The sequence below is a fragment of the Microlunatus parietis genome (assembly GCF_013407955.1).
GTDB classification, from domain to species: Bacteria; Actinomycetota; Actinomycetes; order Propionibacteriales; family Propionibacteriaceae; genus Microlunatus; species Microlunatus parietis.
The window spans coordinates 1-19,106 of sequence record NZ_JACCBU010000001.1 but is presented as its reverse complement, the minus strand read 5'-3'; the positions used below and the strand labels follow the sequence as shown (position 1 = coordinate 19,106).

Sequence of the window (19,106 nt, the reverse complement as noted above, 5' to 3'; positions counted from 1 at the left end):
CCGGCCTATCGACACCGGCCGAGAGCCGCTCCTGAGTTTGTTGGCGGAGAACTGCCCTAGGCTCGTCCGGTGCGCGAGGACCGATGGGTGGTGGCGGAGCGGCTGCTGGCCGCGGCGTTCGGCGAGAACGTACGCATCGTCGGCGCAGTCGATCTTGGTGACGACTGGGCCCCGGTCCAGCGACTCAGCCTCGACAACGGCACCACCGTCGTGGTCAAGACCAGGCGTGAGGTCGCCGGCCCCTGGGGCGACGACGCGGCGGCCCTGGACAACGAGCGGCGCGGGATTGCGCTGGTGACCGAGCTCGGCGTCGACATCGCCCCGCGGCTGCTGGCCGCCGACGAAAGCCACATCCTGATGACCGACGTGGGTACGGGCCCGTCGGTGCAGGATGTCCTGCTGGGCGGCACCACCGCCGACGCCACCGACGGCCTGGTCGCGTTGGCCCGCTCTGCAGGCATCCTGCATGCGACCTCCGTGGGACTGGAACCGCCGTGGCGGAACCGGACGACCTTTCTCGACCGGGCCTTCGAATACTGGCCGGAGTTGCGGCAGGCGGCCGCCGGGCTCGATTTCCCTGCCCCGCTGGGGGTCTCGGCCGATCTGGAGGCCTTGGACTCGGCACTGGCCGACCCACGCTTCCGCGTCTTCGTGCAGGGCGACCTCGGCCCGAACAACGCCGTACTTTCCGGCGGACGTGCGCGCCTGGTCGATTTCGAGGGTTCCGGGTTCCGGCATTTCGGGCTCGAGGCAGCCAATCTGCGCCTGCCGTTCCCTGCCTACGGGCATTGGGCCGTCCTGCCCGCCGCCGTGATCGCGGCGATGGACGAGGCCTATCGCGCCGAATTGGCGGTCGGGTGGCCGGGCGCGCTGGACGACCGGACGTACGAGACCGGAATCGCTACGGGGTGCGCGGTCTGGGCCATCATCCGCGCGCACCGCCTGCCCGTGATCGCCCTGCCTGGGCAGGATCCCGACCTCGCCCTACGCCGCCGTACCCAGATCGTCCAGACGCTCACCTCCTGCGCGGAGATCGCCTCGCGAGCCGGGTGTTACCGGGCGCTGGCAGGCTGGTTCCTCGCGATCGCCGACGCGATGCGGGAACGCTGGGACAACGCGAGGCAGCCTCCGCGAACCTTCCCGGCGTTCGCGGGCACGCTGGCGGTCGACGCCTGACTATTCGCCGGCCCAGGGGACACCTCGAGTCACCAGGAACGTACGAAGCTGTGCCGTGTGCAGCTGCAGGTGGACCAGGCCGGTGACGAGCATCTCGCCGAGCGGGGTCCCGCGGTGGCGATGCGTGTCGGCGACGGGCTCTTCCGCTCGGGCATCGGTCAGGGTGGCGAAGAGTTCGTCGACCTTGTGCAGGCAGTGATCGGCGTACCCCAGCAGGAATTCGCGGGAATGGGTGGGCGGTACGACGTCCGCGTCCTCGTCGCGCGGTGACATCGGTGGCGGCGGCGCCCAATCCCGCTCCGTCGCCGAGAGTTCGGCGTCGGTATAGAACAGGATGTGCGCCGCGGTCCGCCACACCGCTCCCTGCGCTCGCCGCTTCTGCTCGGCGACCGCCTCGTCCTCGAACGGCTGACCCGTCGGGTCGAGGGGAGTCCAGGTCGCGGGCTCGGCCGGATCGATCGGATAAAGACTCTCCTCCCACTGCTCGTCCGGGCAGGTCCGAAGACCGATCGCCAGGTCTTCGAGGGTTCCCCGGTAGCGGGCTGCGACGGAGGTGAGCCAGATCGTTGCCATGGTCACACCGTACGAGCGAGCACTGACAACCCGGCCGCGTTCGGGAAGTACGCCACGGGCAGAAGAAGCGTCGGTTCGCGGACGTTTGGAGGCATGCTGGCCCGATGGACCTGGGCTTCGGCGGCGAGATCTCCGACCTGTATCACCGTTTCCGGCGGGGCTATCCGCCGGAGTTGTTCCGAGCCATCGCCGTGGCCTTCTCGCTGCGGGACGACGACCTGGTTGTTGATCTTGGGTGCGGCACCGGACAGCTGGCCGCACCGATGGCTCAGCACGTCCGTGCCGTGCTGGCGGTCGACCCTGAACCCGACATGCTGGCTCGCGCGCGCACGGCGGCCACGGAGCAGGGCATCACCAACATCGGCTGGCTGGTCGGCCGGGACAGTGATCTTCCGCTTCTGCGCACCGTGCTCGGTGATCAATCAGTGGCTGCAGTGACGATCGGACAGGCCCTGCACTGGATGGATCATGCGACGCTGTTCACTGCGGTCGGCCCGCTGCTTCGTCCTGGCGGCGGGATCGTCGTCGTCTCCAACGGAATCCCTTTGTGGCTTCAGGATTCGGACTGGTCGCGAGCCTTGCGCGGCTGGCTGCAGAACTGGTTCGGAACACGTCCCGCGAACAGCTGCGGCACCGACGAGCTCACCCGGCAGCGGTACCGCGAGAGCTTGATCGCCAACGGCTTCGACGTCAGTCAGGTCGAGCTCGACTACACCGACGAACTCGATTTCGATCACCTGATCGGCGGGATCTACAGCGCGCTGCCGGTCGACCGGCTGCCACCGCCTCCGGAACGGGCCCGGTTCGCGGCGAGCCTGCGGGAGGCGCTTGATCCCTTCCAGCCGTACCTCGAGTACGTCCCCGTGCGGGCGATCTTTGGAACCAAGATCACCGCGGATCCTGTTTCCGTCACCGTGCAGCCGGCAGCCGATTGAGCTTGCGGACCTGGTGATCGAACGCCGCGGCGGGCACGTACCGGCGCAGCAGAGAGACCTGCCGGGCCGAGGGCCCGGCCGGGTTGCGCAGCCGCGGCCGGTTGGTGGTGGCCGCGGCGACGATGGCGGCGGCGACGACGGTCGGGGCATCGCCGTTCTCGACCCCGCTTGCCGTGATCCGCCGTGCCGCGGCCCGGCGATCTTCGTACAGGGCCAGCGGCCGGTCCGGATTCACTGCGTTGGCCTCGAAGGCTGTCCGGGTATAGAAGGGCTCGACGAGCAGGACGCGGACGCCGTGCTCCCGTACCTCGTGATCAAGCGACTCGCTGTACCCCTCGAGCGCGTGCTTCGTCGCCGCGTACAACGCCATGAACGGGGCCGGCATGAGGCCGAGCACCGACGAGACGTTGATCACCCGCCCGGAGCCCTGCCGGCGCAGCTGCGGCAGCACGGCGTTGATCATCCTGATCGTTCCGAAGACGTTGACGTCGAAGATGTGCTGGGCCTGCTCGATCGAGCTCTCCTCGGCGGCCCCGGCCGACCCAATGCCGGCGTTGTTGACCAACACGTCGATCCGGCCGTGTTCGGCGATCACGCCGGCGACGACCCGGGCCACGGACTCGTCGCTGGCGACGTCGAGGTCGACCATGCTGACTCCCGGGACCGGGGTAGCCCTGGCGGCGTTGCGACTCGTGCCGACCACCACGAAACCCTTCGCCGCAAGAGCGGTAGCCGCGGCGGCACCGATTCCGCCGGCGGCTCCCGTGACGATGGCGACTGGTTGAACACGCATGGTGACTCCTGACTCAGATAGATTATGATCGTAATACAAAACTAACACGGTTGGGCAAGGAGGAAGTAGCGCGATGGCTCGGTATGACAAGGACCACAAGCGGCAGACGCGGGAGCGCATCATCGAGGCGGCCGGTCGGAGGCTGAAGGCGGACGGTATCGACGGCTCCGGTGTCTCGACCCTGATGGCCGATGCCGGGCTGACCAACGGCGCCTTCTACGCCCACTTCGCTTCGAAGGAAGACCTCGTCGGGGCCGCGGTGACCGAAGAGTTGCGGCGCCAGACGGCGAGCTTCCTGAAGAGCGTCACCACGCGTGAGGACCTGGCCCAGTTCGTCAAGGACTACCTGTCGCCTGAGCACCGTGATCATCGCGTCGACGGCTGTCCCTCGGCCGCACTGCTCGATGAGCTGGGCCGCTGCGACACCGCGACCAGACGTGCCTACACGGCTGCCATGGGGGAGTTGCTCGCCAAGATCGCGGACGTGATCGGCGACCCGGGTCCGGCGACCCGGGTCAAGGTGTCGAGTGCGTACGCGCTGATGATCGGGACGATCCAGCTGTCCCGTACGCTGACCGACCCGAAGCTGGCAGACGACATCCTCGAAGAGGGCGTACGCAATGTTCTCCGCATTCTAGGTCTGAATTCCCCATGATTCGCGGGCGTGCCGAAGCCCCTGCTGGTTCTCTTCCGCCGAATTGATGCCGGTACGAATATCGTTGGCACAACGCCACGCGAAATAGCCGGCCTGCACGCATAACCGGACTCGCAAATAGGTGCCGAATCCCAGACGAACCTCATCGATCATGCCCGGCCGCGCGGCAAGATAACCGGCCACGAGGGATTCGCTACCGGACGCGGAGCCCGGGTGCTCGACGGCGCGGACGACGAATTCCGGACCGGCTTCATCGATCGAGCAGCCGAGATACATGGCCGCCGACGCGAGATCGTACAGAGCTGGGCCGAACATGGTCGCACCCCAATCGATCAGCCCGGTATCGTCGCCGCGCACCAGGAACGAGCTCGGCGAGGGATCACCGTGCAGGCCGACCCACGTCATCCTGGATCGCGCATGGAGCTCCCTCGTAGCCTCCAGGGTGTTCTCGACTGCGGGCCTGATCCACGGTTCGTAATCCAGATAATCGTCCCCGAACGGAAGGATCCGCAGCCAGGTCTCCAGGTCGTCTGGTTCGGTGGCTCCGGCCTCGTGCACCCGCGCCAGCATCGAACCCATGCGAGCACCGGATCGCGGGTCGGCAGCCGACAGCGGTTCCCCGTCGACCCAGCGGAGGAGCGCGACCGAACGGTCCGGGGTCCGCTCGAACAGGCTCCCGGCAACCGTTCTGATCGGAGCTCCGGTCGGGACACCCCGACGGTCCAGCGAAGCCGCCAATTCGAGGCCCCGGATGAAGCCGGCGTCGTGCGCCGGGACCGACTTCAGGACGTACCGGCCGGTAGCCGTGGTAACCGTCCAGGTCTCGGAGTTCAGGCCTCCGGTCAGCACCTCGATCCGGCGAACCGCCTGCGCCCAATGGGTTTCGACGAACTGAGGAAGATCCACGAAACCCAGCCTGTCAGTAGGAGCGGCGGCCTGCGACAGGATTTCGCTGCCGCGTGAACCTGGTTGCGGGGGAGCCGGCCGTCTGGGACTGTTGCCGATCATGAGGCTGCTGCTGATCATCGGACCACCGGCTGTCGGCAAGATGACCGTGGGCCGGGAGATTGCCGCACAGAGCGACTTCAGGCTGTTCCACAATCACCACACCATCGAGCCGCTGGTCGAGGTGTTCGGCTATGGCACCGAGCCGTTCAACATCTTGAACGTGGAATTCCGCCGGCGCGTGATCGAGGAAGCCGCACGGGCCAAGCTCGATGTGATCTTCAGCTACGTCTGGAATCTGCAGGAACCAGCTGACACTGCGTACGTCGAACAGCTCGTCACCCCTTTCGATCATGCCGACGGCGAAGTATGGGTGCTGGAACTGACCGCCGATCTCGAGACGCGACTGGTGCGCAATCGAGGCGAAAGCCGGCTGGCTGCGAAGCCGACCAAGCGTGACCTCGAATGGTCCGACGGCAACGTCCGTCGCATGGAGAAGTACCAACTCACCACCGATCCCACCGGGTCGACGCCGACTGCCGCCGACGGCTTCCTGACCCGGCACCCGCACCTTCGCATCGACACCCGAGGCCTGCCTGCCCATGAGGTCGCGCGGCTCGCCCTCGAATGGCTGAACCAGGGGAGAGGGAATGCTACGCAAGCTCGGCCTCGACCGTGAAACCGAGGGAGGGAGGTTCCCCGGTATCCACGCCGCGACCGAGCGTGTGTTCTGGCGACCCGGTCGAGAATCTTGACGCGAGCGGTGAGTGCGATGCCGGTTCATCGTGACCTTGACATGAGGTGGCGTCGCGCTGAGACTGAGGCGTGTTGCGGTAGGGCGCGTCGGGCCACCGAAGGGGCAATGCCCACCTACTCACCCCTTTGAAGATCTGCCCGTAAACGCGCCCTTTGTGTCGCTGACGTCGATTGGAAGCCGCACCATGAGATCGAGCAAGCCGATCAGCCACGAGCCGACAGCCGCCAACCTGACCAGAGACAGTCCGCCGACGCCCGCACTCCGCGAGTTGATCACAGCGGCATTGGATAAGGCCCCGGTTGCGTGGCACAAGCCTCACACGGGTCTCTCGGCGGCGTGCTTTGTCGTCACCTTCCATGACGGTTCGACTGCCTTCGTCAAATCGGCTGTCGATGATCAGAGCGCGAGTCTGATCCGCAACGAACACGAGGTCATCTCTACGGTCGGCAGCGACCTGGTGCCCAGCGAACTAGCTTGGCTGGACGACGGAGAGCGTCCTGTCCTGGTGATCGAGGACCTCAGCTCGGCGCACTGGCCGGCCGACCATGAACCGGTCAACTGGAAGCCCGGGCAATTCGATCTCATGTTCGCCGCCCTGAACCGGGTTGCCGAATTGCCTCCGCCGCCGTCGCTACCCTCGGCACCACCGCCGTCCGCACAGAACTGGCCGCTGATAACCGAGGACGTCGAGGCCTTTATGACGCTGGGATTGTGTAGCCGCAAGTGGTTCAACGCCGCGGTCAACGGGCTCGCCGCGGCCGAACGCGACGCAGACCAACGAGGAGAAGCTCTGGTCCACAACGACGTGCGCAGCGACAACCTGTGCTTCCTGGGACAGCGCGTGGTCTTGGTCGACTGGGCCCAGGCCTTTCGGGGAAACCCGGAATACGACGTTGCCACCGCAGCCTCCACCTTGCCACTGGAAGGCGGGCCAGATCCCCACGATGTGCTACCCGATGGAGGTCGCTGGGCCGCATTACTCGCAGGGCGTTACGTGCATCGCACACTCCGTGAACCAGAATTGCCGGACTGGTTCCGACGAGTCCTGCAGCGAATCGCCGTGATCTGCCTTAGCTGGGCTTCCCGATCCCTTGACCTGCCCCGCTGGGACGGTCCGACCTGGAACCAGATCCGTTGAACGACACAAGTTTGATCATGTTCGTTGGGCGACCGCCTCGACGGCCTTGGCGATTTCCGGTACGAGTTCCTCATAAGCTGCGCGCGTCAGGTGTACGCCGTCAGTGTCGTACGCCTCGGGCCCGAGGCTTCCCGTGATCGCACCGGTATCGAGTGCGATGCCTCCGGACGCGTTGATCATCTCGGCCAGGATCGCACGGTAGACGCGGATCAGGGCGTTGACTTCCTCGGTGGACTGGGCCGGATCAAGAGTCGCGGCGAGGCTGCGCGGTAGCAACGCGATCCAGCGACCACCCTGCGTCAATTCACGGGACAGGTTCTCGCGGAAGATCGTCGGCGAACTGTTCTTGGATGGGTGGCTGTCGCTACTTCCGATAGATACCACGATCGCGTCGTAGCCGGACGGCTTTCGCATACCGATCTGTTGTCGCAGGGAGCCGGACCACGCACCGCCGGCGGCGCGACACTCGGGATCGGCACCAAACGCGAGAGGTACCAGGTCAGGTTGGTTGTCGTACAGCTGAGCAAGATTGCTGTCACCGAGGAGGAGGACCGTCATGGTGAGCATCGTGCCCGAGGACGCTGACAGTTCGGGGGGAGTCGGGCGGGTCCCCCCGAATTGAGATTGACTGAGGGGTGGACAGGCTCGAGGCTCGCTCCCATGACCTACGACGACTGGCGGTTGGCCGCGATCTATGACGCGGACAACCCTGGCGGCCAGGACCACGTCTACTTCCGGGAGCTCGCTGACCGAAGCGAAGCCGACCGGATCATTGATCTTGGTTGTGGAACCGGCAGCCTGACCGTGACCCTGGCGCGGCCCGGCCGGAGCGTGGTCGGGATCGATCCAGCCGCGGCGATGCTGGCCTATGCCGCCGACCGCCCCGGCGGTGACCGAGTGGAGTGGCGTCTCGGCACCGCTGAGCGTATCGACACCGAGTCGGCGGACCTGATGATCATGAGCGCCAATGTTGCGATGCACATCGTCGGCTCTGATTGGGATCGAGCGCTCGACGACATCGCGCGAGGGCTGGTGCCCGGTGGCCGGCTCGTCTTCGAATCGCGCAATCCAGACGCGGAGGCATGGCGTACCTGGAATGGCCCGCTTGCCGTACGGCAGACGCCCATCGGTCGACTTCGGGAGTCGACCACGACGACTCCTCCAGATGCTGCGGGCGTCGTCACGATGTACTGCCACAACGATTTCCTCGACGCTGGCGGTGTCCTCGATGTAGAGCAGCGACTCCAGTTCCGGTCGATGCAGCAGATCGTTGCTGACCTGGAGCGAGCAGGCCTGGAACCGGGTCACGTGTGGAAAGACTGGGACCGCTCGCCGTTCACCGGAGGGACCGAACAGCGACTGATGATCTTTGAGGCCAGTCGCTAACGAGTGGAGGCACCCCGCCGCGACGAGGAGGCTGGCCTGTGAGCCCGGACAACTAGCTCGGCAATCGTCCATCGACGTCGGAGTATCCGTACTCCCGTGCCAAACTGCGAGTGCTGAGGGTCTGGCCAGATCTCGCTAAGAGGTCGTGGTCTGTCGCGAGGGCAGCAACGCCTCGGCCGGCGAGCTCAGTTGATTCTGTGCCTTGAAGTATCGGTTTCGTTTGCCAGCGCTGCGCGTCGGTGCCGACTTCTTCCATGATCGCCTCGGTGCGCATGAAGCCCGGTGAGAGCGCGATCATGGCCACCCGATGCCCGTTCCAGGCGAGGTCTTTGGCCATGTACAGCGTCATTTGATTGATCGCCAACTTCACCGTTCGGTAGAAGAGCGCGCACCCGGCATGGGTCTCGGATGGCGGCTTGTCCAAATCGGCGGGGCCTTCACCGATGAGCGCGCCGATGTCGCGAGCCAGGTCGCTGAACATCAACGTCGTGTTGACCACCAGTCCGCGGTCAGCCTCCAGTAGTAACGGAAGACCCAGACGGGTCGCCACCACGTTGGACCGGACGCCCACCGTCCACATCCGATCGAACCGGAGCATCGGTTGCAGCCAGAACGGCTCGTCCAACGTGCCGTCGTTGACGCTGTACCCGCCCCAAGCGTTGTTGACCAAGATGTCGAGTTTGCCCTGTTCATGCTGGACCTTCGTGAAGAGCACCTCGACCTCGGCGTCGACGGCGTGATCAACTTCGACCGCGATCCCGGTACCGCCGAGAGCGGAGACCATCCGGGCCGTTTCGGACAAACTCACGTCCTCGCCAGCCCTCGTCGAAGTGCGGCCAGCCCTGCTACGGCCGGTGACGTACACCGTCGCGCCACACTTCCCGAGCACTCGCGCGATACCGCGGCCGGCACCACGATTCGCGCCAGTCACAACGGCTACGAAACGCCTGAGATCCGGTGCCGCCCATCGATCCGCCCCGCTCACTGCACCTGGTGAGGTTGAAGCTTCGCCATCCATCTCAACGACCCATCCACATCGACGACAAGGTCTGCCCGCATGATAGGTGGCAGCTCAGACAACGTCGGGGCGTGAACGGAAGTCGCGCTCGCCGTCGGTCAGCGCGTGAGTGACGTGATCATGGTCCGGGTGTCGCTAAGGACCTGCTTTCCACGGCCTGGCTCTCCAGCCGTCAGCCAAGAGTGCGTAGGAGTAGCCGTCGAGCCATCCGAACTCCCGATGTAGCGAGTCCCTTACGGTGTGGGCTTCGCGCCGCATCCCGAGCCGTTCCATGAGGCGCCACGAAGACTCGTTACGGGCGAAGCACTGTGCGACCACGCGGCGCAGATGTAGTTCGGTGAAGCAGATCCGCAGCAGTTCTGAGACGGCCTCGGTGGCATATCCGCGGCCGGAGTACGCCGGGTCCAGGACCCAGCCGAGTTCGGCCTCGGAGTCGCGGCCATGCTCGGAGACTTCGGACTGCCCCCATGCGTTCTGCACTCGAACCATCAAGTCGCCGATCACTTTCTGGTCATGCTTGATGACCAGAGTGCGGGGGAGCCGGCGGCGCATGTGCGCGGTCCACTCGGAGCGATCGCCGGGCATCGACGACAACCAGCGGTGCACGGCCGGGAGGCTGCGGAAGGCCCAGACCGCGTCTGCGTCTTCCATTCGTGCGGGGCGAATGGTCAGCCTCGCGGTCCGTGCGGGCCAGCAGAGCCGGTGCAGCGAGCTGGCCTCCGACGCGTCGCCGGATTCGTTGACGGTCACGGCGCCATCATTCCGGGCCCCGGGCTCGTGTTCGTTCGAACTGGACGTCCGCAGATCGTCGCGGGATGCTGCATCAGCATGCGTCGTGTGCACTGATGACGGCGCGTAGCGTGCGAAGTAGCGGGGCAGCGTAGGACTGGGAGAAGTGTGGGATCTGCAACATGTAGCGGCGCTCGTCCGTCGGTACCAGCTTGCAGAACGACGGGTAGTCCGACTCCGCCATGCCATACAACTCCGCGCCGGCCAAGCCAAACGGGTCGACCAGCTTCAACTGGCCCTCGGAGTCGAGCAAGAAGTGAGCTGGTTTGACGTCCAACGAGCCCCACCACTGCACGTTTGCCTTGCAATCTGCGTAGGTGCGTTCCACGTCGGCCCGCACCGTGGCAAGGTCGGAGTCGTCGCTGGACCAGACCGGATCCGGATGGTCGTCATCGGGGATGTGCCTGGGTGTCAGCAGTTCCATCACCGTCAGATGCCCACCGCCAGCCAGATTTGTCGCGGCATGGATCGTGGGCAGCCATCGGTTGCCTGGGTGACGTCGGCAGAGCTCCACGAAGTACTGGTAAGCCCGTTCGAATGGGCTGATCCGGGCGGCATAGCGACCCGTCGGATCGCCGAGGACGACAGCCCAGTCGCCGGCAGCAACGAATCGCCAGCCGTCCCGCTCCAGTGCGTTCCGGACTCCGCAGTGATCAAGCAAGGACCAGTCATCGACATCGGCCGGCAGAAATACAGAGTCCACAGCGAAGAGTCTGTCGCCAGAAGAATGTTGCGATCAATCCAATTCTGGCCATCAGTCCTGTCCGTGTGACTCGGGCGGCAGCAGAGCGGACGAGCCAAACCGATTGACGTGACACCATCTGAGGATCTGGTTGATCGCGGGCCGACACGGAGGTTCTGGACGTGTGTGATGATCTCGGAGACGAAATGGAACGTGATTCGCTAGCAGGTCGGTCGCCGACCTTTCACGAACGGCTCACCGGAGAGTCGTGGGACCATTCATACCGCGATTCCAGGCCGCCTTGGGATGCCGGGCGCCCGCATTCGGCGGTAGTCCGGCTGGCTGAGGAAGGGCGCCTTTGCCGGACGAGTTCTTGACGCTGGATGCGGTACCGGCGAGAACGCGATCGAGGTGGCAACGCAAGGCTTGGAGGTCCTCGGCGTTGGCGTGGCGGCCACGGCGATCGAGGTGGCCAGGTCCAAGGCAGTCGCACATGGCGTCAACGTAGGTTTCCTCCTTCACGACGCTCTGCAGTTGGGTCGGTTGGGTCAGGTGTTCCAGGCGGTTCTGGATTGCGGGCTGTTCCACACCTTCGATGACCGGGAGCGGCGGAGGTATGTCGAGAGTCTGGCCGCAGTGACGGCGAGGGGCGGGTTGATCCACCTACTGTGCTTCAACGACACGACCCCGGGCAACGGCGGGCCGCGGCACGTGTCTCAGGCGGAGATTCGTTCCTCGTTCAGCAACGGCTGGCGGGTAGTACGAATCGACTCGGACCGCTACGAAACCAAGTTCGATAACCGTGGTTCCCCCGCCTGGCTTGCCAGAATTGAGCGTCTATAAGGGTGACGTTCTGGGCCGGGTGCGACGATCGCGGGGACCGGCCGTCGCAGGCGGCGAAGGCCGGAACCTTGGCCGCATCGAGGAGAGAACGCTCGCGCACTCGTCAGTTGCTGCTACCGGAAATTCTGCGTATCACCATCGTGCGCAATCCGTTGTCCGTACGTCGCACGCTGACCGGGCGGGGAGCCCGGGCGGGGTTCTACGGCCACTTCACCGCTTCACCGCGCCCCCGAGCTGACCCAAAGGTCAGAGTGGCCCGCTGGCGGAGCGGTCACCGGGCAGCTGTATCGCTGAAGAACGCGTGTCGCGCCAATCCACTGGAGGAGCAAGTTCGGGCAGAATCGGCGGGTGGCGAACCCAATCGCAGCTGGCGGTGTTGGCGCAGAGTCGACCCGCTTCATCACCTTTCGTGGGAACAGCGGTTCAGGGAAGTCAACGATCGCAGCAGCTGTCCGCGAGGCAAGGCCGGCCGGCACGTTGGCGATCATCGGACAGGACGTGATTCGACGCGAGATCCTGGGCAGTGGTGAGGACCTGGCTGGCCATCCGATGTCCCTCACGGACATGATCGCAAGACACCTCCTCAATCGTGGTGTCGATGTCATCGTCGAAGGCATCTTGAACGCGGCCTGGTACACCGACACGCTGGTCCAGCTGATGGCCGATCATCGTGGCGTGTCCCGGTCCTACATCTGGAAGTTGCCCTTCGAGGAGACTGTTCGTCGCACCGCGACCAAGCCGGCGGTGAAGGACTCTTGGGAACAGAACTTGCGCAAATGGTGGCGTGGTTTCCAACCCGTGTCCGGCCTGAACGAACAGATCATCGGCCCCGAGGAGAGTTTCGATTCGACTGTCGAGCGGGTTCTGTCGGAATGCTGGTGAGTCAGATTTCACGCCCCACGGGGTAGCGACATGTCCGGTCAGCGGTCCCGGCCAGTAGAGGTCGGATCGGCATCAGTACTACCGGACACTCTGCGTATCAAGGTCATGCGTATTCAGTTGTCCGCAGGTCACGGCATCGGGTAGGGGAGCCGGGTAGGTCAAACGGAGACCCAAGCGTCGCTGCAGGCTCAGCGGGGGTGCGGACCGGCGTCTCGTGCCGGGATCGGCGTCTCCAGGTGCAGATACGCTGCGGCGATGCCCACGATAGAACCGCCGCCTGGTCATTGGAGTCTCAAGCTGCCGCGCAAGCGCGAGGCGTCCGGCGCATTGTTCTTCGACGAGCACGCCCGGGTGTTGATTGTCGACCCCACCTATGTCGAGGGGTGGGACTATCCCGGCGGGATCGTCGAGCCTGGCGAGGCTCCCTATGCCGCGGCCTGCCGGGAGATCCGCGAGGAACTTGGCCTGACCAAGCAACTCGGTCAGTTGATCGCGGTGGACTGGGAGCCGCGCACCACGAACATCCCGATTGAAGGGCTCACCACCGTCTTCGACGGCGGCGTCCTCTCGCCCGAGGAGATCGCGTCGATCCTCCTGCCGCCGAACGAGTTGAAGGCATACAACTGGTGCCGAGTCGACCAGCTCGACGAACGACTTCCTGCTCCGTACGCACGCCGGATTCGTGCCGCCGTCGACGCCCGAGCCGAGGGAAGAGTCGCTTACCTCGAGAACGGATTTCCTGTCCCCGCAGGCGAGTAACGTGCCCCCCGGCAGGAACTCCGATCGATCCGCGGGGGCAGAGTACTACTGGAAGCCATGCGTCTTGAGCTCGCGTATTCGGTCCCAATCTGGAGTCCGTGGGTCGCCGTTGACCGGGTGGGGGAGTCGGGCGGTTAGTGCGGGCAGCTCGCCGCACCGCGTGCTCGATCGGCCAGCGCCCGGCCCGGTGGTGGAACCATCACCGGCCACTCTGACTCGCTCCTGAACCGCCCGGAGGGGAGTCGCTGGATGATCAACTCCTCGCGGATCGACACGCCGCTGCCACGGATCTGCCGGCCTTGTCTTGTTGCGGTCGTGTGGAGATCGCTGAAGACTGCGACCTCATGCCGGAGAGTGCGAATTCAGGGGAATCGATGATGATTGACGCGGTGGACGCGAACTCGTTCGAGTGCGCAGCGCGGGACGTCGCGAACCACTACGGCGTGAAGGTCGAAGACGTGGTCCCGGTGCCCGTTCAAGGACAGGTCAACTTCACCGCTTACCTCGGCAGCGAACTGGTCGTGCGCATCCCACGCACTCCGAAGGCGGCGGCGCAATTGTCGAAGGAAGCGCGCGTCATCGGGCTGGTTCGCGACGCAGGCATCCCGACTCCAGAACTCCTGCTCCATGACGAATCGCTCAGCGTGGCCGGCTTGCCATTTATGGTCCAGCAGCGGGCGCGTGGCGTGACCCTGGCCGTTCAACGCCCTGATCTTGTCGCCGTGCGGCGCACGTATGAGTCCCTCGGGCAGATTCTGACGAGCCTCCATCGGATCCGTCGCAGCAGCATCGGTCCGATCGAGTCGGTCCCGGAGCCGTACACGTTCTCCGTAACGGAGCTGGTCCGCGACCTTTCGGAGGCGGGTGAGATCGGAACGTTGCAACGCGACTGGCTCCTCGAGTCGTTCGAACTCCTCCAGCCGGGCGGCCCGTCGTCAGCCGACCCGGTCCTCCTTCACCGTGATGTGAGCGAGACGAACGTCATGGTCGATCGCGCCGGGACTGTCACGGCGTTGCTGGACTGGGGATGTGCCACGTGGGGCAATCCGGCCCGAGATCTCGTGGGCCTTCGGATCCATTCACTACCCGACGTGGTCTCCGGGTACCGTTCGGCGGCCGGAGATGCGCCTGCGGGAGATCCCGAACGCACGCTCGAGCGCGACGCGCTGTGGTATCACCGCTACCTGGCGCTGGCGCGACTCCTCAAGCGACCTTCCACTTCGGAAGACCGCAACTGGGCGGCGCCACGCAGCGCGTCGCTGGTTGACTTCCTCGAGTTCACGTCCAGTGCGGACGCGGAGCCATGGTCCAGCTTGCTCCGACCTTTCTCGCTGCACGACCAGTCATGATTTGAAAGTCGCCGAACAAGCGTCCCGGAAATGTCCTGCTGACTTCCAGCGAGCCAGAGTCGATTCGGCTGCGTCGAATGCCGATGCTGCACAAGAATCAAACTCGCGAGGAAGCCAGGACCATCTGGACTTACTACGAGTCTGTCGGGCAGTGAACGGCTATCGGGCGGCAAGGAAATACAATTCCACATCGGGGACGGCCTCGGGCAGACTGGCCACCGTGAGCGAAATGAAGCAGCACGGTCAGGCCATCCTGCTCACCGGCCCGCCGCTAGCAGGCAAGACCAGCACCGCCATGAAGTGGGCTGAACAACGTCCCCGCACAACCGCGCCGCTTGACTGGGACGAACTTCGCAGTGTTCTGTTCCGAGGACAAAGAGTCCAATCCTTGACCGACGTCAGCCTTCAGTACCGGTTCGCTGCCAAGATCGCGTCCGCAACCGCTGCTCATATCACCGCCTCCGGAATCGATTGTGTGATCGCGGGCCCACGAGTCCCAGCCAGTCCGACCGATCCGCCAGAGTGGGTGTCGGTGTGGGACGACCTCGACCAACTTGACCCGATCACCATCGTTCTCCTGCCCAGTCTTGAGGCGCGACTTGAACGTCGACGCATGGACACCAACCGACTCCACGGTCGCGACGCCATCACCGAAGAACAGGTACGGGAGAGCCACCGCTGGGCTTGGCAAGCTTGGGCCGAAAACCCTCGCGCGACCGTGCTCGACACCACCGACATGACACGTGAGGACGTCCTTAGCGCGGTCGAGCGCGCCGTCCTAGATATTTCGACAAGATCTCGGGTTAGCCAATCAGGTCAATGACCGCTCGCTGACCGGGCAGGGGAGACGGGCGGGTGAGTTCGGCGCCGGTGCCTTGTTCGACGATCTGGCCGGCATCGACTATGAGTTGCAGCGCTTGACCGAAGGGGGGAGGCGTGAAAACGTGATGGTGGGCGGGAGAGTTCTTACTTCTCGTCGTTCCCCCTTCACACACATTCACTGTTGAAGGGAACCTTCGAAGATGACTCATTCACCAGGTGAAGCCACGCTGGCTTGGGCGTGCGGTGCCCTGGGTGCCGGCAGGAGCCAGCTCTCCGTCGAAAGCCTGGGGCGCGGCAGCCACCGCTCTTCTGGCACGTTCCGCCTGAGAATCGAAGGGCCGGCGGACCGGGCCACGGACGTGATCTTGAAGGTGCCCGTCCGGGGCTGGATCGCCGCCGCGTGGCTGATCACGAACGCCCGAGCCCTTCAGCTGGCCGAGGCCCATGGCCTGTCCGCGCCGCGGCTGATCGCCGCCGATTTCGGCGGGAGGGGGAGCACCCTGGAGACCTTCCTGTCCGGCAGCGCCGATTTCCCGCCGACGGCTTCGGTCGCCCGGCTCCGGGAAGGAGGAGCCGCCCTTGCCAGGGTCCACGCTTTCACCATGGAGGCTCAGTCCGACCTGCCGTACCGTCCTCGGCCGTGCGCCGTTGACGACCGCGCCGGCGAACGCAGGCGAGGCTCGATGCCGACCACCCCTCTTCTGCGGCAGGCCGACGAGCGGGTCAGATCGCACGGTGTGCCCTCGTCCGCGTCGGTGTTCGTGCATGGCGACGTCTGGGCCGGCAACATGCTGTGGGAAGGGGATCGTTGCGTCGCGCTGATCGACTGGAAGACGGCCGGCGTCGGTGATCCGGGGGTCGATCTCGGCAGCCTACGGATGCAGATGGCCCTTCAGTACGGCCAGGAAGCGCCGGGCCATGTGTTGGAGGGCTGGCAGCGACAGGCCGGTCGGGCGGCAACGTCTGTGCCCTACTGGGATGCGGTGGCCGCGCTCAACACGCCTACCGTGATGCACGGCCTCCCGGGGTTCGCTGACGACGGTAGCCCGCTGGACGCAGCGGCCGTCACCGAACGCCGCGATGCGTTCCTCCGCGCCGCACTCGATCAGTTTTCCGTGCGAAGCAGCTGACTCGGGCAAGGCGAAAGGCCGTATGCGTGGTCACCTCGGCAGCGTCGATGCCGCAAGCTGTGACGAGGACTACGCAGATTTGAATGACCGGACCGCTGACTTGCGTCCAGATAGGGGGTTCTCGCTTGAGCATCAGTAAGCGCGATCAGTTGCAGCTTCAGGCTGCGGAGGCGAGCGACGAGCCCTATGAACTCGGCCCCGACTCGCTGCCTCAGCCGGGAACCCCTCGGGGCAGCGTCACCGAGTACCGACTCGACGACAGTGAGAGGTTCCCCGGAACGAAGCGCCGATACTGGGTGTACGTCCCCGCCCAGTACACGCCGGATCACCCGGCGAACCTCATGGTGTTCCAAGACGGCGATTGGTACCTGCGTCCGAATGTCAACGCCCACGTGGTCTTCGACAATCTCATCCATCGAGGCGAGCTGCCGGTCTGCATCGGTGTGTTCGTCGAGCCTGGCGACAACGGCCCCGGCAACCCGCTGTGGGGTGGCGACACGAACCGCAACGTCGAGTACGACACACTCAGTGACGCCTATGGGCAGTTCCTGCTCGATGACCTGATCCCACGCCTTCCGGTTGCCGTGACCGACTCTCCCACGCGTCGCGCAATCTGCGGCCACAGCTCGGGAGGGATCTGCGCGTTTACCGCCGCGTGGGAACGTCCCGATGCCTTTGGCAACGTCGTGAGCCATTGCGGCAGCTTCGTCAACATACGCGGGGGTCACGAGTACCCGAGCCTGATCCGCCGGACCGAACGCAAGCCGCTACGCGTGTTCCTGCAGACCGGTGAGCGAGACCTTGATGTCGTCTTCGGGAATTGGCCGATCGCCAACCGAGACATGGCGTCCGCGCTTGCCTACCGCGGCTACGAGTGTGAGTTGGTCATCGGCGAAGGTGGGCACACGCTCAAGCACGGCGGAGCCATCTTCCCGGACACGATGCGATGGTTGTGGGGGCGTACGTAAGACCCACATCCATGGAGAAGTCGCCAGGTGATCGCTCATGGCCCGTTGACCGGGAGGGGAGCCGATTGGGGGAGAGCGCTATCTCACGTCCTTCGGAGTCGATACTGACCCGTCGGCGCTCAATTCGATGGGGCCTCGACCAACTGCCGGTGGCCCAGGGGAGTGCGGCGCTGAAGCAGCCTGGCGTGGATGCGCAGAGACCGACGTCCTCGCGGTCGACTGCGATCACGATGTCGACCTCACGTTATCGTGAGCACGACCGCGCGATAGTTGCTTTCCTTGGGGAGAGGTCCACCGGTGCCCACGACGTTCGAACCCACGCAAGAGCTTGTGCGTCACATCAATCAGTCACACGGCCTTCGGTTCGTTCTTCGCGAGCGCTGCCCGGAGGGTCTTGCAGGAGCCTGGCTGTTGTCTGATGATGATGGTCGGCGCGCAATTTTGAAGATCAACACCGATATGGCGCACCGCATGGAGCAATTGCCCCGACTGGTCGACAGGGTTCGGGCCGCGGGATATCCGACCCCGCGGTGGCTCGCGGCTGGCGAAACCGCCGACGGCACCACCTATCATGTCGTGGACTTTGTATCAGGCGAGTCGATGTTGCGCTCCCGGTTGACCCTGCGCACGGTCGAGCACCTGATCGAGGTGATTGAACGTCAGGCCGGCCTCGATCCCGATCCGACGGAGAACTGGTCCGAGTACGTCTGGGAATGCGCGTTCGGTGACGGCGAGAACGATCCCCGGCCGATGACGCGTCGGCTCGGTCAGTCGGGTATCGAGCTGATCGCTCGTTTCGAAGCTCTGTTGGCACCGTACGTCGAACTCAAGTTGCCTCGTCATGACATGGTGCACGGTGACCTCAACAACAGCAATGTGATGTGCCAGAACGGCGAGATCACCGGCGTTATCGACGCCGAATCACTCGGCAGCGGCACCCGGGCACTGGACTACGCAACGCTGCTACCGAGGCTCCTACAGCAGGGAGCCAGCCCTGAGATCATCTCTGCCGTTCGGCGGGCAGGACGAGAGGTGGCCGGCCCTGGCGTATTTGCCGCCTGTGGGGCTGCCGTGGCCTTCGATTCAGTGCGCTCGATCTACTACCAGGGCCGAGACCAGGAGCCGGGTGTATTCGCAGGTGTTCTTGCGGACCTGCACCATTTCGCCACTGTACTGACGGATGCCTAGATGGCCGGTGATGCGTTCCCAGCGCCTGCGCCGAAGGTTTGACCGGGTGGCGGAGACGGGCGGGTGCCGTGAACGCTCCGGCGGTTGTCGGCGGGGTGGCGACTGTGATCCAGGTGATTGATTCATCTGATGCAATACGCAGTCGACTACCTGACATAATGTCGCTTATCGGACAGGCCTGGAAGTGCCTGCGGGGACGGGTCAGAGTTGCTTGCTCATCGTGTATTGCGCCACGACGCCGGCGGCCACGTCTTCGATGCGTCGCTTCAGGTCCCAGTCGACCGACCGGTCCTGGACCCACAGTTGCGGGTGTCCCTG

21 protein-coding genes are annotated in these 19,106 nt (G+C 64.9%); 14 read left to right on the top strand and 7 right to left on the bottom strand.

From position 1 onward, the window contains the following. Nucleotides 1-69: 69 nt before the first annotated feature. Nucleotides 70-1,176, top strand: a complete 1,107-nt coding sequence (locus BKA15_RS00100; RefSeq protein ID WP_179747583.1) for a hypothetical protein — start codon at nucleotides 70-72, stop codon at nucleotides 1,174-1,176. Here BKA15_RS00100 and BKA15_RS00095 read toward each other — a convergent pair whose 3' ends face one another. Further along, a complete protein-coding gene (locus BKA15_RS00095) occupies nucleotides 1,177-1,749 on the bottom strand; it encodes a DinB family protein (RefSeq protein WP_179747582.1) in 573 nt (190 codons plus the stop codon). Nucleotides 1,750-1,853: 104 nt separating this feature from the next. On the opposite strand from BKA15_RS00095, the gene BKA15_RS00090 reads away from it, so the two are divergent. Beyond that, a complete protein-coding gene (locus BKA15_RS00090; RefSeq protein ID WP_179747581.1) occupies nucleotides 1,854-2,684 on the top strand; it encodes a class I SAM-dependent methyltransferase in 831 nt (276 codons plus the stop codon). Here the strand turns inward: BKA15_RS00090 and BKA15_RS00085 are convergent. Next, entirely contained in the window at nucleotides 2,659-3,477 is an 819-nt protein-coding gene (locus tag BKA15_RS00085; protein WP_179747580.1) for an oxidoreductase, read from the bottom strand. The two genes, BKA15_RS00090 and BKA15_RS00085, sit on opposite strands and share 26 nt — an antisense overlap. Nucleotides 3,478-3,550: 73 nt before the next feature. Between BKA15_RS00085 and BKA15_RS00080 the strand changes: the two genes are divergently transcribed. Then, nucleotides 3,551-4,132 carry a TetR/AcrR family transcriptional regulator gene (locus BKA15_RS00080; RefSeq protein WP_179747579.1) on the top strand — a complete coding sequence of 194 codons (582 nt, stop codon included), beginning with the start codon at nucleotides 3,551-3,553 and terminating at the stop codon, nucleotides 4,130-4,132. On the opposite strand, the gene BKA15_RS00075 is transcribed toward BKA15_RS00080, so the two are convergent. Next, nucleotides 4,112-5,158: a phosphotransferase enzyme family protein gene (locus tag BKA15_RS00075; protein WP_179747578.1), complete on the bottom strand. Its 1,047-nt coding sequence runs from the start codon at nucleotides 5,156-5,158 to the stop codon at nucleotides 4,112-4,114. The two genes, BKA15_RS00080 and BKA15_RS00075, sit on opposite strands and share 21 nt — an antisense overlap. Between BKA15_RS00075 and BKA15_RS00070 the strand changes: the two genes are divergently transcribed. Both BKA15_RS00070 and BKA15_RS00065 read left to right on the top strand, forming a co-directional pair. Beyond that, the gene (locus tag BKA15_RS00070; RefSeq protein ID WP_179747577.1) at nucleotides 5,139-5,756 is read left to right on the top strand and encodes a DEAD/DEAH box helicase family protein; all 618 of its coding nucleotides are present in this window, start codon (nucleotides 5,139-5,141) and stop codon (nucleotides 5,754-5,756) included. The genes BKA15_RS00075 and BKA15_RS00070 overlap by 20 nt on opposite strands. Nucleotides 5,757-6,018: 262 nt before the next feature. After that, complete coding sequence (locus tag BKA15_RS00065) at nucleotides 6,019-6,972, top strand: phosphotransferase (RefSeq protein ID WP_179747576.1); 954 nt, start codon at nucleotides 6,019-6,021, stop codon at nucleotides 6,970-6,972. Between the two features lie 15 nt (nucleotides 6,973-6,987). Here the strand turns inward: BKA15_RS00065 and BKA15_RS00060 are convergent, their stop codons facing one another. Next, nucleotides 6,988-7,530, bottom strand: a complete 543-nt coding sequence (locus BKA15_RS00060) for an SGNH/GDSL hydrolase family protein (protein WP_179747575.1) — start codon at nucleotides 7,528-7,530, stop codon at nucleotides 6,988-6,990. Nucleotides 7,531-7,632: 102 nt separating this feature from the next. Between BKA15_RS00060 and BKA15_RS00055 the strand changes: the two genes are divergently transcribed. Continuing rightward, entirely contained in the window at nucleotides 7,633-8,358 is a 726-nt protein-coding gene (locus BKA15_RS00055) for a class I SAM-dependent methyltransferase (RefSeq protein WP_179747574.1), read from the top strand. Between the two features lie 52 nt (nucleotides 8,359-8,410). Here BKA15_RS00055 and BKA15_RS00050 read toward each other — a convergent pair whose 3' ends face one another. The 3 genes from BKA15_RS00050 to BKA15_RS35150 all read right to left on the bottom strand — a co-directional run bounded on the left by BKA15_RS00050 (nucleotide 8,411) and on the right by BKA15_RS35150 (nucleotide 10,868). After that, a complete protein-coding gene (locus BKA15_RS00050) occupies nucleotides 8,411-9,376 on the bottom strand; it encodes an SDR family NAD(P)-dependent oxidoreductase (protein WP_179747573.1) in 966 nt (321 codons plus the stop codon). Nucleotides 9,377-9,511: 135 nt separating this feature from the next. Continuing rightward, a complete protein-coding gene (locus tag BKA15_RS35155) occupies nucleotides 9,512-10,126 on the bottom strand; it encodes a GNAT family N-acetyltransferase (protein WP_312878774.1) in 615 nt (204 codons plus the stop codon). A gap of 73 nt (nucleotides 10,127-10,199) precedes the next feature. Further along, nucleotides 10,200-10,868 carry a hypothetical protein gene (locus BKA15_RS35150; protein WP_246322229.1) on the bottom strand — a complete coding sequence of 223 codons (669 nt, stop codon included), beginning with the start codon at nucleotides 10,866-10,868 and terminating at the stop codon, nucleotides 10,200-10,202. A gap of 321 nt (nucleotides 10,869-11,189) precedes the next feature. Here BKA15_RS35150 and BKA15_RS00040 point away from each other — a divergent pair, with 321 nt between their 5' ends. The 8 genes from BKA15_RS00040 (at nucleotide 11,190) to BKA15_RS00005 (ending at nucleotide 18,788) form a co-directional block, all read left to right on the top strand. Then, complete coding sequence (locus tag BKA15_RS00040) at nucleotides 11,190-11,690, top strand: class I SAM-dependent methyltransferase (RefSeq protein WP_218871695.1); 501 nt, start codon at nucleotides 11,190-11,192, stop codon at nucleotides 11,688-11,690. 348 nt (nucleotides 11,691-12,038) lie between these two features. After that, nucleotides 12,039-12,572, top strand: coding sequence for an AAA family ATPase (locus BKA15_RS00035; RefSeq protein ID WP_179747571.1), 534 nt, complete (start codon nucleotides 12,039-12,041; stop codon nucleotides 12,570-12,572). Nucleotides 12,573-12,827: 255 nt separating this feature from the next. Next, on the top strand, nucleotides 12,828-13,331 hold the full coding sequence (locus BKA15_RS00030) for an NUDIX domain-containing protein (RefSeq protein ID WP_179747570.1): 504 nt from the start codon (nucleotides 12,828-12,830) through the stop codon (nucleotides 13,329-13,331). Nucleotides 13,332-13,675: 344 nt separating this feature from the next. Beyond that, the gene (locus tag BKA15_RS00025) at nucleotides 13,676-14,680 is read left to right on the top strand and encodes a phosphotransferase family protein (RefSeq protein WP_179747569.1); all 1,005 of its coding nucleotides are present in this window, start codon (nucleotides 13,676-13,678) and stop codon (nucleotides 14,678-14,680) included. Nucleotides 14,681-14,900: 220 nt separating this feature from the next. After that, complete coding sequence (locus BKA15_RS00020) at nucleotides 14,901-15,503, top strand: ATP-binding protein (protein WP_179747568.1); 603 nt, start codon at nucleotides 14,901-14,903, stop codon at nucleotides 15,501-15,503. 199 nt (nucleotides 15,504-15,702) lie between these two features. Further along, on the top strand, nucleotides 15,703-16,632 hold the full coding sequence (locus BKA15_RS00015; protein WP_179747567.1) for a phosphotransferase family protein: 930 nt from the start codon (nucleotides 15,703-15,705) through the stop codon (nucleotides 16,630-16,632). Between the two features lie 125 nt (nucleotides 16,633-16,757). Next, nucleotides 16,758-17,600, top strand: coding sequence for an alpha/beta hydrolase (locus BKA15_RS00010; RefSeq protein WP_246322228.1), 843 nt, complete (start codon nucleotides 16,758-16,760; stop codon nucleotides 17,598-17,600). 297 nt (nucleotides 17,601-17,897) lie between these two features. Further along, a complete protein-coding gene (locus BKA15_RS00005; RefSeq protein WP_179747565.1) occupies nucleotides 17,898-18,788 on the top strand; it encodes a phosphotransferase in 891 nt (296 codons plus the stop codon). The last annotated feature ends 318 nt before the right edge of the window (nucleotides 18,789-19,106 follow it).